Origin of the sequence: Lactobacillus amylovorus DSM 20531, from assembly GCF_002706375.1 — a bacterium.
GTDB lineage: Bacteria > Bacillota > Bacilli > Lactobacillales > Lactobacillaceae > Lactobacillus > Lactobacillus amylovorus.
The window spans coordinates 1,517,787-1,533,334 of record NZ_CP017706.1; the positions used below are offsets into that span (position 1 = coordinate 1,517,787).

14 protein-coding genes and 1 rRNA gene are annotated in these 15,548 nt (G+C 41.6%); 8 read left to right on the forward strand and 7 right to left on the reverse strand.

The window, feature by feature from the left end; all coding sequences use genetic code 11:
• Positions 1-6: 6 nt before the first annotated feature.
• Positions 7-969, forward strand: a complete 963-nt coding sequence (locus tag LA20531_RS07850) for a Rib/alpha-like domain-containing protein (protein WP_236704204.1) — start codon at positions 7-9, stop codon at positions 967-969.
• On the opposite strand, the gene LA20531_RS07855 is transcribed toward LA20531_RS07850, so the two are convergent.
• The 3 genes from LA20531_RS07855 to LA20531_RS07865 form a co-directional block, all read right to left on the reverse strand.
• Positions 941-1,192, reverse strand: coding sequence for a LysR substrate-binding domain-containing protein (locus LA20531_RS07855; RefSeq protein WP_013642373.1), 252 nt, complete (start codon positions 1,190-1,192; stop codon positions 941-943). The two genes, LA20531_RS07850 and LA20531_RS07855, sit on opposite strands and share 29 nt — an antisense overlap.
• A 61-nt stretch (positions 1,193-1,253) precedes the next feature.
• Entirely contained in the window at positions 1,254-1,451 is a 198-nt protein-coding gene (locus tag LA20531_RS07860; RefSeq protein WP_056940749.1) for a helix-turn-helix domain-containing protein, read from the reverse strand.
• 43 nt (positions 1,452-1,494) lie between these two features.
• Positions 1,495-2,352, reverse strand: coding sequence for an IS982 family transposase (locus LA20531_RS07865; protein WP_005727342.1), 858 nt, complete (start codon positions 2,350-2,352; stop codon positions 1,495-1,497).
• A 290-nt stretch (positions 2,353-2,642) separates the two neighbouring features.
• Here LA20531_RS07865 and purB point away from each other — a divergent pair, with 290 nt between their 5' ends.
• Positions 2,643-3,977 (forward strand): adenylosuccinate lyase, encoded by a 1,335-nt coding sequence (gene purB / locus LA20531_RS07870; protein WP_260191482.1) that lies wholly within the window; start codon positions 2,643-2,645, stop codon positions 3,975-3,977.
• 53 nt (positions 3,978-4,030) lie between these two features.
• Here the strand turns inward: purB and LA20531_RS07875 are convergent, their stop codons facing one another.
• Positions 4,031-5,413: an NAD-dependent succinate-semialdehyde dehydrogenase gene (locus tag LA20531_RS07875; RefSeq protein WP_056940695.1), complete on the reverse strand. Its 1,383-nt coding sequence runs from the start codon at positions 5,411-5,413 to the stop codon at positions 4,031-4,033.
• A gap of 160 nt (positions 5,414-5,573) precedes the next feature.
• Between LA20531_RS07875 and LA20531_RS07880 the strand changes: the two genes are divergently transcribed.
• On the forward strand, positions 5,574-6,077 hold the full coding sequence (locus LA20531_RS07880) for a nucleoside 2-deoxyribosyltransferase (RefSeq protein WP_056940696.1): 504 nt from the start codon (positions 5,574-5,576) through the stop codon (positions 6,075-6,077).
• 36 nt (positions 6,078-6,113) lie between these two features.
• On the opposite strand, the gene LA20531_RS07885 is transcribed toward LA20531_RS07880, so the two are convergent.
• Both LA20531_RS07885 and LA20531_RS07890 read right to left on the reverse strand, forming a co-directional pair.
• A complete protein-coding gene (locus tag LA20531_RS07885; RefSeq protein WP_056940697.1) occupies positions 6,114-6,971 on the reverse strand; it encodes a helix-turn-helix domain-containing protein in 858 nt (285 codons plus the stop codon).
• A 2-nt stretch (positions 6,972-6,973) separates the two neighbouring features.
• The gene (locus LA20531_RS07890) at positions 6,974-7,768 is read right to left on the reverse strand and encodes an alpha/beta hydrolase family protein (protein ID WP_056940698.1); all 795 of its coding nucleotides are present in this window, start codon (positions 7,766-7,768) and stop codon (positions 6,974-6,976) included.
• A 147-nt stretch (positions 7,769-7,915) separates the two neighbouring features.
• On the opposite strand from LA20531_RS07890, the gene LA20531_RS07895 reads away from it, so the two are divergent.
• The 4 genes from LA20531_RS07895 to serS all read left to right on the forward strand — a co-directional run bounded on the left by LA20531_RS07895 (position 7,916) and on the right by serS (position 11,603).
• Positions 7,916-8,773, forward strand: coding sequence for an IS982 family transposase (locus LA20531_RS07895; protein WP_014566907.1), 858 nt, complete (start codon positions 7,916-7,918; stop codon positions 8,771-8,773).
• 138 nt (positions 8,774-8,911) lie between these two features.
• Positions 8,912-9,520, forward strand: coding sequence for a TVP38/TMEM64 family protein (locus LA20531_RS07900; RefSeq protein ID WP_056940746.1), 609 nt, complete (start codon positions 8,912-8,914; stop codon positions 9,518-9,520).
• A complete protein-coding gene (locus LA20531_RS07905) occupies positions 9,520-10,071 on the forward strand; it encodes a GNAT family N-acetyltransferase (protein ID WP_056940745.1) in 552 nt (183 codons plus the stop codon). The genes LA20531_RS07900 and LA20531_RS07905 overlap by 1 nt, the downstream gene beginning before the upstream one ends.
• Before the next feature lie 224 nt (positions 10,072-10,295).
• Positions 10,296-11,603 carry a serine--tRNA ligase gene (gene serS, locus LA20531_RS07910; protein ID WP_056940744.1) on the forward strand — a complete coding sequence of 436 codons (1,308 nt, stop codon included), beginning with the start codon at positions 10,296-10,298 and terminating at the stop codon, positions 11,601-11,603.
• Between the two features lie 229 nt (positions 11,604-11,832).
• On the opposite strand, the gene LA20531_RS07915 is transcribed toward serS, so the two are convergent.
• Complete coding sequence (locus LA20531_RS07915) at positions 11,833-13,056, reverse strand: IS110 family RNA-guided transposase (protein ID WP_069168716.1); 1,224 nt, start codon at positions 13,054-13,056, stop codon at positions 11,833-11,835.
• Positions 13,057-13,911: 855 nt separating this feature from the next.
• Between LA20531_RS07915 and LA20531_RS07920 the strand changes: the two genes are divergently transcribed.
• Positions 13,912-15,475, forward strand: a 16S ribosomal RNA gene (locus LA20531_RS07920).
• The last annotated feature ends 73 nt before the right edge of the window (positions 15,476-15,548 follow it).

The following is a 15,548-nucleotide window of genomic DNA, read 5'->3' on the forward strand; positions in this document are numbered from 1 at the left end:
TTCTTTATGGGAATGGATCAAGGCCAAACTGTTAGAGCTGCTGATACTACACAAAATGATGTGAATGTAGAGCAATCAAGTTCAACTCAGAAAGAGGATGCTAATAAATATCAACCGGAATATGGTGAAAAGACTGTTACTCAAGGTTCTAGTGTAGATGATCCAGCAACTTGGTCAACTGCAGATGGTAACCAAGGTAACCCAGTGGACCATGGTAGCAGTGCAAAATTTAAGTCGATGACTGGCACACCTGAATGGGCAACTGGTGCCACTGATGGTACGATTACTTTAGCACCAACTACCTCTGTTGAAGCAGGTACTTATGTCATCCCAGTACTAGTAACTTATGGAGATGGTACTTCAGAAAAGGCTTATGCTCCTGTAACCATTACTGGTGTTAAGCACGATGACGACAATAATATCTGGGTTTATGGTCAAAATACTCAGAGTTCATTCAGAATAGGTACGTTTGACACTCACAAGACTAATGATGGTAGTGCCAACGCTATGGAGATTGTTGCAGCACCAAAGCTTGATCTGATTAAGTTTACAAATCAAGCTTATAATAAGGACACTCATCAATATAAAGATGTTTCATCAGTCACATACACTTTAAATCCTGATAAGACACAGTATGTTGCAACCTTAGTAACTATCAATGGTCAAACTTTCACTGGTAATGCCATAACACGTGATCTACTTTGTCAAGTTAAGAGTAGTGCAGTATTATCCTTTGATGTTGATCAAGTACAAACTTCTTGGATGCCGGCTTCAGATCAATGGGCACAAGGCAAGGATCGTCGTGCCAACACTGATGCTTCTAACTTTGCTTCTGGTACTGGTACATCACTTGCTAACTCACAATATGGTGATCCTAACGGTGATCAACGCTCTAAATCACCAGAACAATTAGCTGGTAACTCACGTGCACGTGCAAATATTAACTTGAGTGGTGATGCTGCTGGCTGACGATCAACTTAACCGAATTAGTTCGCAATAGTTTGCTTTGATAGTGGTTATTGTTGATCGGGCTCAGCGAATTGAGCAGCGCAATATCGATTTCACCATTTTTCAATTTGGCACTCAAATCATTAGAACCTGCCTCAGTAATTTCAATATTGTGGTTCAAGTTTTCTTGATCAAGTTCAGTCAATATTTTGGCTAAATAAACTTTACCTACAATCGGCGACACCCCCCACGCAACTGTGGATAATTTGCCTCAGCTACCTCATTTTTCGTCATTTCAAATAGATTCAAGATTTCACTGCTGCGGTCGTAGAGAATCTTCCTCGCGGCGTTTTCTGAGTAATTAGTGTAGTTCTGAACTCTTTAGATAATCGCTTAACAGCCGCTGAAATAGAAGGCTGGCTCAACTTGAAGAATTCTGCTGTTTTAGTATAGCTGTGCGTTGCAACTAATTTTTGATAATATTCTAGATCCTTGATGTTCATTTTTATCCCTCGTTTTACTTAGTATAGTTAAATACGCGTGGTGCTAGTTAAATCGTTCTAGACAATAAGCCAAATTATAAGCTAAAATTGCAATTTCCAACCGGCTTTGAAAGCCTATCAGACTACGTGCTCGATTGTTCTCGGCATTGTAATAGGTCAGAAGCGAAAAGTCGCTTTCAATTGTTCTGCGAATAGCCATCAATTGATGATCATTGTGCTTTTTAGCTCCTGTCATATTTTTACGATATGGTGTCCAAAGTTCATAACCCATTTGTTTTAGCTGTTGATGCAGTTCTTTGCCTAAATAGCCTTCGTCGCCAAGAAGATAGTAATTAGATGGATGGGTATTTTCTATCAGTTCAACTGTCTCCCTGGCATCATGAACTGATGCCTTTGTTACGACATAATCAAGAATGTAACCGTCATCGCTAACAATAGCATGAACTTTGAAACCATAGAAGTAAATTTTCTTGGTGGCCTTATAACCAATGTTGGCATAACCGCGAAAAATTTTAGCACGATAGTTGCGAATTGGTTGGCAAACAGGTACCGGAAAGCTGTCAATGATCAAGAACTGTCCATTCAGGTCAACCTTTTTATTCATTTCTTGCCGTATCTGATAAATCAATTGCAATAGCTGACGTGAACGCCGATTAAAACGTGAGTGTGATAAACAATTGAAACATTCACAGAATCTTCTTTGTGATTCAATTCCTGTCTTAGCTTGCCAGATAAGTAAAGCCAAAATCAGACTGTCCGTAGTTTTAATTTGATCAATATTTCGCCGATGAGTAAACTCAGCCGGTGCATACAAACGATACCAGTGCCGACAAATTATCACTAAATCTTTAAAACTAACTTGTAAATGGTGGCTAAAACGCTTAAGCTTAAGGCAGTTCAATCAGATCAGACTCTTTTCTTTTTGATACTACAACTTGAGTCTAGTCCGATTGGACTTTTTTATTAACTAAAACGATTTAACTAGCACCACGCGTAGTTAAATTTTCTCCTTTTATAAAAATAACTTATAAAAAATATTTTTATCTGTGGAAAAACAGTGAATTTGTTGCCCTTAATCATTAATTTTATTAATCAAAAGGCCGTTCACAAAATTGTCTGCTGTGAAAACTAGCGTTTTAATTAAGATAGTTAGTAGACAAATGAAGGGAAAAACAATGGGCATCATCTTTAATTGATTCGGAATTATTCAAAGATCAATACAGTACAAAAGAAATGCGCGCCGTATTTAGCGAACGCGCTCAAATTCAAAGTTGGCTCGATTGCTGGGTAGCTTTAGCCAAGGCCGAAGCAAAGAACGGCGTTATCCCAGAAAGTGCCGCTGAAGAAATCGCACAAAAAGCACACGCCGAAGACATCGATATGGATTATGTGCGTGAAGGTTTTAAAAAGACTTCGCATCCCCTAATGCCACAGATTCGTGCTTTTACCAAGCTTTGCTCACCCGAAGCCGGCGGCTACATTCACTGGGGCACCACCGCGCAAGACATCACCGACACAGGGATGATTTTGCAATTAAGAAATGCCCAAGACATTTTAGAAAAACAATTAGAGCACTTATTAAATCAAGTTTTAGACAAAGCCGAAAAATACAAGGCTCTGCCAGAGGCTGGTAGAACGCATGCTCAGCACGCCGTCCCAATTACTTTGGGTTATAAGTTTGCCATTTGGGCAGACGAACTGGGTCGCGATCTCGAAAGACTGCAACATGATCGCAAGACTTACTTTGCTGGCAACTTCGGTGGGGCAGCCGGAACCTTGGCTTCTCTTTTTGATAAAGGCATTGCCGTTAGAAATGATTTTTGTAAAAATCTCGGTTTAGCTATTCCAACGATTACCTGGCACGTTTCAAGAGATCGCTTGGCTAACTTCTCCAGCGATATTGCGATTGCTGCAAGCACGATTGGCAAGATGGCTAACGAAATCATTAACCTGCAAAGAACCGAAATCGAAGAGGTCGAAGAAGGATTTCAAATGGGCAAGGTTGGTTCCAGCACGATGCCACAGAAGCGGAATCCAATGATCTGCGAAAACATCTATGCTAATGTCCGTTTGGTTAAAAATAATGCCAACTTAGGCCTTGAAGCAATGGTGCAAGAGCACGAACGCGACATGTCCTTCTGGCAAACTGAATGGATGTACTTGTCAGAAATGTGCTTAGTCTTTAGTGCCGCCATTAAAATGATGAGCCAAGTAATGGATCAAATGATCGTTCATGAAGATAACATCAAACGCAATTTGAACATGACGCATGGACTGATCGTTTCAGAACGCGTGATGCTCGATCTTGGCCGTTACATCGGTCGACAAAACGCCCACGAAGTCATTTACGAGGATGCGCAAAAAGCGTTTAACGACGGCATTGATTTTCTTGATGTGCTTTTAGCTGACGAGCGAGTAACCAAGGATGTCGATAAGGCTACTTTAAGAGAAATGCTTGATCCAGCCCGTTATGTTGGTTCATGCGTGCAAATGGTCGACGACATAGTAAAGAAATGGCGCAAGTAAAAAAGATTGGCTTTTAGCCAATCTTTTTCTTTTTACACAGTTAAAGTAATTAACTATTGATTATTTTTAGTAACGTCGATAACTAAGTGTTCGTTAACAAATGCCATCATACCAAGTTCGCTTAATTCACGACCATAGCCTGACTTCTTCACACCACCAAATGGCAATTCACCAGAAGTGATCCAGCGACCGTTGATGACCGTCATTCCAGTTTCGATTTGAGCGGCAACCTTTTGTGCACGTTCGATATCGCTGCTGATTACTGATGAACCCAAGCCATAGCTTGAATCGTTTGCCAATTGAATAGCGGCATCGTCATCGTTAACCACGAAGACTTCGGCAACAGGGCCAAACAATTCTTCATCGAAGATTGGGTTGTCCTTGTCAATATTGGTCAAAACGATTGGTCTAAAGAAGGCACCCTTAGAGTCAATTTCTGGGTATTGGTAGAAGACCTTAGCACCTGCGTCAGTGGCTTTCTTTACTTGAGCTTCAAGCTTTTCCTTAGCTCTTTCGGAGTTCATTGGTGGCAAAGTGGTGTCGTCTTCAAGTGGATCACCAGCCTTCAAGCTTGAGAAGACGTTCTTCAATTCGTGCAATACTTCGTCGTAACGGGACTTTTCAACGATGATGCGCTTAGATGAAGTACATACTTGACCATCGTTATAAGTTCTAGCATCCCCTAAAACGTTACGGAGTAGTTGTGGATCTGCGTCATCCAAAACGATAAAGGCGTCGTTACCACCAAGCTCCATCGTTGACTTCTTCAAGTTTTTACCAGCAGCTTCAGCAACAGCAGAACCGCCACGTTCAGAACCAGTTAATGCAACGCCTTGGATGCGTGGATCGGCAATAATATCGCCTAATTGATCGTAGCTTGGGTAAAGGTTGATTAAACTGCCTTCAGGAGCACCAGCACGCTTGATGATCTTAGCGGTGAGTGCGGCAGAACCTGGAACGTTATGAGCATGTTTAAGCAAAACTGGGTTACCCACGATGAAGTTAGGTGCAAAGACACGGATAACTTGGTAAAGTGGGAAGTTCCATGGTTCACAAGCCATGATGACACCAGTTGATTGCTTCAAGTAGTAGGCGTTACCTAAGCCGGTATTTAATGGGGTAGGCTTAAGCATTACTGGACCATTTTTAGCATAGTAATCACAGATTGAAGCACATAATTCAACTTCTTCTCTTGATTCGCGTAAAAGTTTACCCATTTCAAGGGTCATCATTTTAGCTAATTCATCTTCATGTTCACGCAAAGCATCGGCAACATCGTGTAAAATTTTTGCACGACTTTCAGGCGTTTCATGACGCCACTTTTTATAAAGTGCATGGGCTAAGTTGATGGAATCTTCGATTTGCTTAGCAGTTGGATTATCATAACTAGCAAATTCTTCATTGGTATATGGATTGATTGACTGATATCTAGACAAAGTGTTTCCTCCATTCATAAGTTTTTATTCTTCTATAAGTCACGTAATTTATTATAAAGCGTTTGCAAATAAAACACACCGATTTGTACTTTTAGTTAGTAAAAATGCATGATAAACTTTTTATATGTAATTAATGAATTGAAAATCATGGAGGATTTTTATGACTAAGCAAGTTTCCACCGCAACTATTTATTTGGGTACGCCTTTTTACAATGACGACCAACGCACACGTGTTAAGAAGGCAATGGCATTACTCGAAAAGAACCCAACTGTTGTGAGAGTTCATTTTCCATTTGACCAAAACTTCGTTGATCCAGAAGAAAAGAATCCAGAAATCGGCGGCATCCGCAGCATGACTTGGCGTCTTGCAACATACAACAACGATATCACCGGTTTGGTTAACGCAAGCTGCGGCGTCTTTTTATACGACATGGACAACATTGATGATGGTAGTGCCTTTGAAATCGGCTTTATGCGTGCACTCCACAAGCCAGTAATTTTGGTACCATTCACTAATGATCCAAATAAAGAAAAAGAAATGAACTTGATGCTGGCACAAGGTGTAACGACAATCATTGACGGTAACACTGATTTTGAAAAATTAGCTACTTATGATTTCAACACCACACCTGCTAATCCAGTTGTTGGTTACAAGATCATCTAACAAAAATACCCGGGGAATAATTCCTCGGGTATTTCTTTATGCATTCAATTGTTTAAGTAGTTTCCGCGCCTTTTCTAGCGTGATCCGGTTTCTGTTGATTCTTGCAAAAGCACAGGCGTCATGCAGGTGCTGACTCGTGATCTCCTTTTTCTTAGCCTGTTCCATATCGTTTATGCCTTGGCGCAAAAGGATGCGGGCCATATAGAAGATGGCGTGTTGCTCGATCCCAATCTTGTAGCCGTAGCGAAGCAAGGAATTCGATTCTTTGTACATCTTGCGTTCGCCGTAGAATTCACCGGCATCGCATAAGATAGCCAAGATGTGCATCGTGATTAAAACATTGGTAATATCAACGTCCATAATGCTTTTCAGGATCTGATCGTAGTAGTGCTGTGCCTTTTCGGTTTCGCCTTGCTTAGCGTAGATTTGACTACAGCCGTTTAAAGCGAGCAGACGATAAATGTCGTTTTTCGGCAAATTATCCGTTGTCAAAATGTTGTTGAAGTAAAATAGTGCACTCATTTGGTTACGGTCGCTTTTCAGTGCATATTGACCGCGCAAAAAGTGGTAGTGTACTTTATCTTCATCCTGCTTAAGATTTTGCGGATTAATCTGCGATAAAATGTTCAAAATCTTGGCGTAGTCGAAATTGATAAATGAAAAATCAGCTTCAAATAGCAAGCGTGCGACTTTCTTTTCATCGCTACTGGTCATAATATCGCCAACTTCGATGTTTAACCGATCGCAGAGCTGCTTCAAAATTTTAAAAGACGGTACCTGACCATTATTTTCGAATTTACTTAAAGTAGATTGCGTACAAATACCATGACAGAGGTCGGTTTGTGAAAGCTTTTGGTCTTTACGAATTTGTACGAATTTTTCTATATTGATTATAATTATTTTTGTCTCTTAATTGTTTGGAATAAAAAGTCGAGTGATTCATCGATGTAGTCGTTGCCGTAGTCCATTGCATGACCATGTCCTGGAATGACGAGTAGTTGCACACCGTGATTTTGTTTAGCTAAAAAGTTGACGAAGTCGAGAACTGAATCAAGTGGGGTCAGTTCGTCTGCTGAATTGATCATCATTACTTTGTCTAATTTGCTTAGGTCGTATGATTTTGCATCAAGCTTAGCTAAAACCTTTGGGTCTTCAGTGTCGGTATAAGTCAAAGTAAAGTACTTGTAGAAGGACTGTCTGATTTGCTCAGGATCAGTAATGCCCAAGTCTTTTGCGGCTGCTGGGGATGCCTTAACGTCTTGGTGTTCTTTGATCCAGTTTGAATACTCAACTGGTGCAGACCAAGTTACCGTTGGAAAACCATATTTGCCGGCAACGTATAACGCCATTGTTCCGCCAACGCTGGCCCCGATTTGCACGATATTCTTGAGATCGTCTTGATCAGTGTAATCAGATTTTAAAAGCCATTCGACAAAATGCAATACATCTTCATGTGCAGCTGGAAAATGTGCTGCAGGAGCAAGGCTGTATTCAGGAATGAAAGTCATAAAACCGGCATTAGCTAAATCAACGCCGACGCTCTTAACGCTTTCCTTGTTGCCACGGAACCAGCCACCACCATGCCAAAAGATTAAGATTTTGGTCTTAGAAGTTGTATTATTTGGGTAGTAAACATCGGCCCCTAATTTCTTATTTGTGTCGTAGATAACATTATTTTTTATTACAACCATGAAATGCATTCCTTTCTTAGATCTTTCATCGCTTATTATATATTAACTATACGCGTGGTGCTAGTTAAATCGTTTTAGTTAACAAAAAAAGTCCAATCTTGTTAGACTCGACTTGTAAACATATTAATAGAAAAGAGTCTGACTAGATTGAACTACCCTAAGCTTAAGCGTTTTTCTCATCATTTACAAGTTAGTTTTAGTCGTTTAAATATAATTTGTCGCTGTTTGTACAAACTTTATGCCCCAGATGCATTAAAGCAAAGACGGAATATCAATCGATGTAAAATATCTGACAGTTCTATTCTGGCCTTGCTTATTTGGCAGGCTTCATTGGGCGTTGAATCTCAAAGAAGATTTTGTGAAAAGCTTGTTAATTTATCTCACTCTCGCTTTAATCGCAGAGCACGCATGCTTTTGCCATTGATCTATTTAATTCGACATGGCCTTAATGAGGAAGTAGATCTGTCAGGCGACATTTTGATTATTGATAGCTTTCCTGTGCCAGTCTGTCAGCCAATTCGCAATCGTCGAGCAAAGATCTTTCGCGGCTATGCCGATATTGGCTATAAGGCAACCAAAAAAATCTATTATTATGGTTTTAAGGTTCACGCTATTGTTAGCGACGACGGCTACTTGCTAGATTATATCGTAACCAAGGCCTCAGTTCATGATGCTAAGGAAACAGTAGAACTGATTACTAACGCTCATCCTGACAATCGTTACCTTTTGGGCGATGAAGGATATTTGGGCAAAAACCTGCATCAACGCTTAGAGCAAATGGGCTATACGCTTTGGACACCATATCGTAAAAACATGAAGAATGCTCAAAAGCACAATAAGCACTATTTAATGGCACTCAGAAGGACCATCGAGAGTGATTTTTCGCTTTTGTCTTACTACAACGCTGAAAATAATCGAGCTAGAAGTTTAGCAGGTTTTCAAGAGAGACTCGAAGTTGCCATTTTAGCTTATAATATGGCATATTGTCTAGAACGATTTAACTAGCACCACGCGTATTAACTATAGGAACAGAAGAAATTAATAAGAATATTTTTAGTTTTTCTATAATAAGGTGAAAAATCGGTTAAATAGTGTTATTTTTGATAAAATTGACGTACTAGTCCTATGAGGGAAGGCGAAAAAATGCAACATTTATCAGCTAAAGCAAGTCGCAAACTAATTAACATTGCTACAGTGGTTTGTGGAATAATCATTATTTTGCTAGTGATCTATTGGTATCGGCTAGGCATTTTTACTGATCAAGCAAAAATGCGGGCTTATTTAGCTAATAAACAAATTGTTGGTCCGATCATTTTTGTACTGATTCAAATAGTACAGGTAGTTGTACCGATTATCCCCGGGGGCGTTTCGCTGCTGGGCGGTGTAGTATTTTTCGGGCCGATTGCCGGTTTTATCTATAATTATGTCGGCATCTGCATTGGTTCGATTATCAATTTTTTCTTAGCCAGATATTACGGGCGACCATTTATTCTGCATATTGTGTCTGAAGAAACGCTAGACAAATATATGAAATGGACGAAGAATCAGAATAAATTCAACTGGTTTTTTGCACTGTGTATCTTGGCTCCGGCAGCACCCGATGATGTGCTTTGTTTACTTGCCGGTTTGACCAAGATGAAGTTCTCTACGTATTTCTGGATTATTATTTTGTGTAAACCTTGGACGATTGCAGCTTATAGTTTTGGTTTGCAATACGGTGCAAGATGGCTGTTGAAGTTGATGGGTCACTGATGCTTGAATCAAAGAGAATTTATTTAAGACGATTTGAAGAAAAAGATGCGCCGCTTTTACTAAAGTGGGGTCAGAATACGCGTTATCACGATATGGCCGGTTTTGAGCGGATGGAAAATATGGACCAAGCGGTAAAGAGCGTGCACCAATATATGGCACGCCCCGAAAGCTATGTCGTCTGCTTGCGAGGCAGCGATGAAGGAATTGGCCTGATCGAATTGTACGAACGCGGCATGGATGAGCAAAGTGGCTTATTAAAGACAAAAGAAATCGGTTTTTTGCTGGACCAAGCCTTTGAAGGCCACGGTTATATGACTGAAGCTGTTCGTTTGATTTTGACCTATGCTTTTAAAAAGAAGAGACAGACTGAAGTATGGGCTGGCACTTTTGCCGATAATGAAAAGTCGCAAAAACTGTTGCAGAGATTAGGTTTTCACTACGTTTATACCGTCGATTACAGCCAAGTTAGTGCACTTTTTTCTTTTAAAGAAAAATATTATTTGCTCAAAAAAGAAGAATGGCTTAAAATAGACGCAAACACGAAATCCTAAGACTGCTTCAGAGAGTTCACGGTTGGTGCGAGTGAATGAATAGTCGTTTCCAGATTTCAGTAATGTGGGCAATTAATAGTTGCACGGTTTGGCGTCGTTATTCGCCTGTTAAAGAGGTGCAGTCTATTTTAGACTGAAGATGGGTGGTACCGCGAAACCGTGTAAGAGCCGATTCGTCCCAAAGATAGGGATGATCGGCTCTTTTTTATGAATGGAGGTTTTATATGCTTGATATTAAAGTGATTCGTGAGAATCTTGATTGGTCAAAGAAGAAGCTTGCTACACGTGGCATTAAGCCAGAAGAATTGGACGAATTAGTTGAAATCGACACTAAGCGTCGTAAGGATTTGACTAAGAGTGAACAATTAAAGGCTAAGCGTAACGATGTTTCAAAGCAAATTGCTGAAAAGAAGCGTAACAAGGAAGACGCTAGCGATGCCATAGCTGCTATGCGTGAAGTAGGTAAGGAAATCAAGAACTTAGATAAAGAAGTTGATGAATTAACTGAAAAGCAAAACTACATTTTGCTTAGATTGCCTAACTTCCCAGCAGACTCAGACCCAGTTGGACCAGACGACAGCTACAACGAAGAAGTTCGTAAGTGGGAAGAACCAACTAAGTTTGACTTTAAGCCCAAGGCTCACTGGGACATCGGTACTAATTTGGGTATTTTGGACTGGGACCGTGCTGCTAAGGTTTCAGGTGCACGTTTTGTTTACTACATTGGTGCAGGTGCACTTTTGGAACGTGCCGTATTCAACTTCTTCCTTGATGAAAACACCAAGGATGGCTACACCGAAGTTATCCCACCTTACTTGGTAAACGATGCTTCAATGCAAGGTACTGGTCAATTCCCTAAGTTCCACGAAGACGTTTATACTATCGTTGATAACGACGATCCAGATAAGCCACGTGACTTAACTTTGATTCCAACTGCCGAAGTTCCTTTGGTAAACTACTTCAGAAATGAAATTATCCACGGTGACAAGCTCCCAATTAACGTAACTGCTTTATCACCAGCATTCAGAAGTGAAGCAGGTTCAGCTGGTCGTGATACTCGTGGTTTAATTAGAATGCACGAATTCCGTAAGGTTGAAATGGTTAAGGTATGTAAGCCAGACGAATCATGGGATGAACTTGAAAAGTTGACCCACAACGCAGAACACTTATTGCAAAAGTTAGGCTTGCCATACCACGTAGTTGCTTTGTCAACTGGGGATGCAAGTTTCACTAGTGCTAAGACTTACGACCTTGAAGTTTGGATGCCTGCACAAGACAAGTACCGTGAAATTTCAAGTTGTTCAAACTGTACTGACTTCCAAGCACGTCGTGCACAAATTCGTTACCGTGACGAAGACGGCAAGCTTCACTTGGCTCACACTTTGAACGGTTCAGGTTTGGCAGTTGGTCGTTGTGTAGCCGCAATTTTGGAAAACTACCAAAACGAAGACGGTTCAGTAACTGTTCCAGATGTACTTGTTCCATACATGAACGGTATGAAGAAGATCACTAAGGAATCAAGTTTAATCTAATTAAATAGATTTAATAAGAAGACATTCGCTGTAAAAAGCGGGTGTCTTTTTTCTACTCTAAGTCAAGTATTATCAACGATTTTAGGTAATTTTATTTTGAAATAAGAGCCTAATTTGAATGGAGCCTCCGGAGAATCAAGTCAAATATCTGACTTTAGGGCATGAAAAATACAGCCTGCCTTCTGTAATTTCAAAAAAGAGGCTGTTATAATATCTATTGGATCAATTTTTATGACAAAAGTCTTTGGTTATGTTTGGCTACGTCATAGCTATATAATTGATCATTCTTAATTAAAGCGAAGATCGTCCGTAATAATTTATGGATCGATGCGATAGCGGCCTTCTTGTGACTTGCAGTCTCAGAAGACCGTTTTCGTTTCTCGTAATAATCCGCAATATGGCAAGGGTTGCCTGCTTTCTTGGCCGATTGAATTTGGTTGATTGCCAAGTACAGCACCTTTCTGCCGATAGCTGTCCCACGCTTTGAAATTGACAGGTGGGCCGTGAGGTTGCCAGATTCATAAACTTGAGGGTCAACGCCAACGAAGGCATTTAATTGGTTAGGGTTTTTAAAGCGTCTGATATCTCCGAGCTCACTAATAATTCTCAAGGCAGTGTTTTCGCCGATGCCTGGAATGCTTGTGAGGATCTCCAGATCCCGCTTAGGAGCCAGCTTAGCCATCTCCTGTAAAGCAGTCTGGCACTCTTCTTCAGCGCTTAGGATGTTGTTAATAGCTATTTTGAGGCCATGAACATAAGCACTGTCTTTTTTGACAGCTGGGCATGCGACTTTAGCTAAACGAATAAGCTTTTGCATTATATCGTTAGCACGTTTCTTACCAATACCAGATAAGCTCTTTAAGAAGTCGATGATATCGGCTTCTTTTGTTTCTAATACGATATCAGGGTGCGGGAATCTGAGAACAATACTCCAGTAGTTTTTTCCTCTTGGAGTAGCCATCACGTGTTCGATCTCTGGGAAAGTAAGCTGAATGGCTTTGTGCAGTCTATTCTTGTTGGTTATCAGATCGTGCGAAGCCTGCTCGTAGATGCGGTTGTTGGCCATCAATTCTTGATATTCTTCGCTTTGAACATAGGCCAGCCGTTGCGGGTGCTCAGATTGCAGCTTGGCGAGATACATTGCATCAAGCTTATCGGTCTTGTTCTGGTGCAGGTCATCCTTTGTCTTTCTTTTGGCTTCCAGTGGGTTCATCATGACATAGCGTAATTCGTGCATGTTCAAAAACGCCTGGAGTCTTCTGGAGTAGACGCCAGTTGCTTCAAAGATAATTTGCGGGTTGGTAACCTGTTTAAGGTCATCTAGCAGCTGATTGAAGCCTACCATATCGTTGGAGATGGCATAGTCATTAACTTTTTGGCCATTGACCATAATGCATACGTTAGACTTCCGGCTGCTAACATCAATACCGAAAACAGTTTTCAATAAATCCATAAGAATAAACCTCCGCTTTACTTGGAGATGAGCTACCTTCACCCAATTCAATCAGATCTAATTTTCTCAACCGGACTTTAACAGCCAACATACTTAGACGAGATTCTAAATTGAATGGTGAAGCTGCCAGTTTTGCTTACGACATCATGTGTCCAAAAGACGCACGGCATTGGCTTCATCTCCACTTTACATAGTAAAAGAAAAAGTGTTGAACGACTACTCCGTCGAGTAATCATCCAACACTAGATTAGTATGTTTTGCTTTTTGATAAATAAAAAAGTTTTTAAAAAATTTTTGACGAAAAATAAGTGGATTTTAAGCAAATTTCGAACGATTAGTTGCGTTAAACTTTTAGTGTTAAGAAAATGATTGTCGATTGAGGGATGCAATTTTATAAGTGGTTACAACTAAACCACGTGTTTCATAAGTGAAGCGAACGAAGGGGCAAACTTGCAAAAAGAGCAGAAATAGGGTAACTTAATAAAGTCGTTTCGAGAGAAGCGGCACAGCTTGAATAAGAAGCCTGAGCAAAGGAAAAATCGATAAAATGAAAAAAGTACTTGCAAAGGGGAGAAGAAGCTGGTAATATATTTAAATGTCGTCAGGCAAGAGATGAATAACTCGAGCGGATGACGAAAAACAAATTCAAAAAAGTTCTTGACAAGGGCTTGAGGGTTTGATAAAATATAAAAGCCGTCTGGTTGAACCGGACGGAGGTAGTACTTTGAAAACTGAACAAAGTTTCGCTAAAAGTGTGCGGGTGTAAAAACCCAAACAAAAAGCGAAGTCAATTCGCAAGCAATAAATTTGAGACAAAGATCTTAAATAATCGAAATGAAGTCATTTCAAACTTTTTAAAATGAGAGTTTGATCCTGGCTCAGGACGAACGCTGGCGGCGTGCCTAATACATGCAAGTCGAGCGAGCGGAACCAACAGATTTACTTCGGTAATGACGTTGGGAAAGCGAGCGGCGGATGGGTGAGTAACACGTGGGGAACCTGCCCCTAAGTCTGGGATACCATTTGGAAACAGGTGCTAATACCGGATAATAAAGCAGATCGCATGATCAGCTTTTGAAAGGCGGCGTAAGCTGTCGCTAAGGGATGGCCCCGCGGTGCATTAGCTAGTTGGTAAGGTAACGGCTTACCAAGGCGACGATGCATAGCCGAGTTGAGAGACTGATCGGCCACATTGGGACTGAGACACGGCCCAAACTCCTACGGGAGGCAGCAGTAGGGAATCTTCCACAATGGACGCAAGTCTGATGGAGCAACGCCGCGTGAGTGAAGAAGGTTTTCGGATCGTAAAGCTCTGTTGTTGGTGAAGAAGGATAGAGGTAGTAACTGGCCTTTATTTGACGGTAATCAACCAGAAAGTCACGGCTAACTACGTGCCAGCAGCCGCGGTAATACGTAGGTGGCAAGCGTTGTCCGGATTTATTGGGCGTAAAGCGAGCGCAGGCGGAAAAATAAGTCTAATGTGAAAGCCCTCGGCTTAACCGAGGAACTGCATCGGAAACTGTTTTTCTTGAGTGCAGAAGAGGAGAGTGGAACTCCATGTGTAGCGGTGGAATGCGTAGATATATGGAAGAACACCAGTGGCGAAGGCGGCTCTCTGGTCTGCAACTGACGCTGAGGCTCGAAAGCATGGGTAGCGAACAGGATTAGATACCCTGGTAGTCCATGCCGTAAACGATGAGTGCTAAGTGTTGGGAGGTTTCCGCCTCTCAGTGCTGCAGCTAACGCATTAAGCACTCCGCCTGGGGAGTACGACCGCAAGGTTGAAACTCAAAGGAATTGACGGGGGCCCGCACAAGCGGTGGAGCATGTGGTTTAATTCGAAGCAACGCGAAGAACCTTACCAGGTCTTGACATCTAGTGCAATCTGTAGAGATATGGAGTTCCCTTCGGGGACGCTAAGACAGGTGGTGCATGGCTGTCGTCAGCTCGTGTCGTGAGATGTTGGGTTAAGTCCCGCAACGAGCGCAACCCTTGTTATTAGTTGCCAGCATTAAGTTGGGCACTCTAATGAGACTGCCGGTGACAAACCGGAGGAAGGTGGGGATGACGTCAAGTCATCATGCCCCTTATGACCTGGGCTACACACGTGCTACAATGGGCAGTACAACGAGAAGCAAGCCTGCGAAGGCAAGCGAATCTCTGAAAGCTGTTCTCAGTTCGGACTGCAGTCTGCAACTCGACTGCACGAAGCTGGAATCGCTAGTAATCGCGGATCAGCACGCCGCGGTGAATACGTTCCCGGGCCTTGTACACACCGCCCGTCACACCATGGGAGTCTGCAATGCCCAAAGCCGGTGGCCTAACCTTCGGGAAGGAGCCGTCTAAGGCAGGGCAGATGACTGGGGTGAAGTCGTAACAAGGTAGCCGTAGGAGAACCTGCGGCTGGATCACCTCCTTTCTAAGGAAGCGAAGGATATGGAGAGTAGAAATACTAAGAGAAGTATCCAGAGCAAGCGGAAGCACACTGAGAA

Excerpts from the sequence above, each read along its gene's own strand:
- LA20531_RS07900 (WP_056940746.1), top strand. The coding sequence starts at position 8,912 with ATGCAACATTTATCAGCTAAAGCAAGTCGCAAACTAATTAACATTGCT.
- LA20531_RS07890 (WP_056940698.1), bottom strand. The coding sequence starts at position 7,768 with ATGGTTGTAATAAAAAATAATGTTATCTACGACACAAATAAGAAATTA.
- LA20531_RS07905 (WP_056940745.1), top strand. The coding sequence starts at position 9,520 with ATGCTTGAATCAAAGAGAATTTATTTAAGACGATTTGAAGAAAAAGAT.
- LA20531_RS07850 (WP_236704204.1), top strand. The coding sequence starts at position 7 with ATGGGAATGGATCAAGGCCAAACTGTTAGAGCTGCTGATACTACACAA.
- LA20531_RS07860 (WP_056940749.1), bottom strand. The coding sequence starts at position 1,451 with ATGAACATCAAGGATCTAGAATATTATCAAAAATTAGTTGCAACGCAC.
- LA20531_RS07915 (WP_069168716.1), bottom strand. The coding sequence starts at position 13,056 with ATGGATTTATTGAAAACTGTTTTCGGTATTGATGTTAGCAGCCGGAAG.
- serS (WP_056940744.1), top strand. The coding sequence starts at position 10,296 with ATGCTTGATATTAAAGTGATTCGTGAGAATCTTGATTGGTCAAAGAAG.
- LA20531_RS07880 (WP_056940696.1), top strand. The coding sequence starts at position 5,574 with ATGACTAAGCAAGTTTCCACCGCAACTATTTATTTGGGTACGCCTTTT.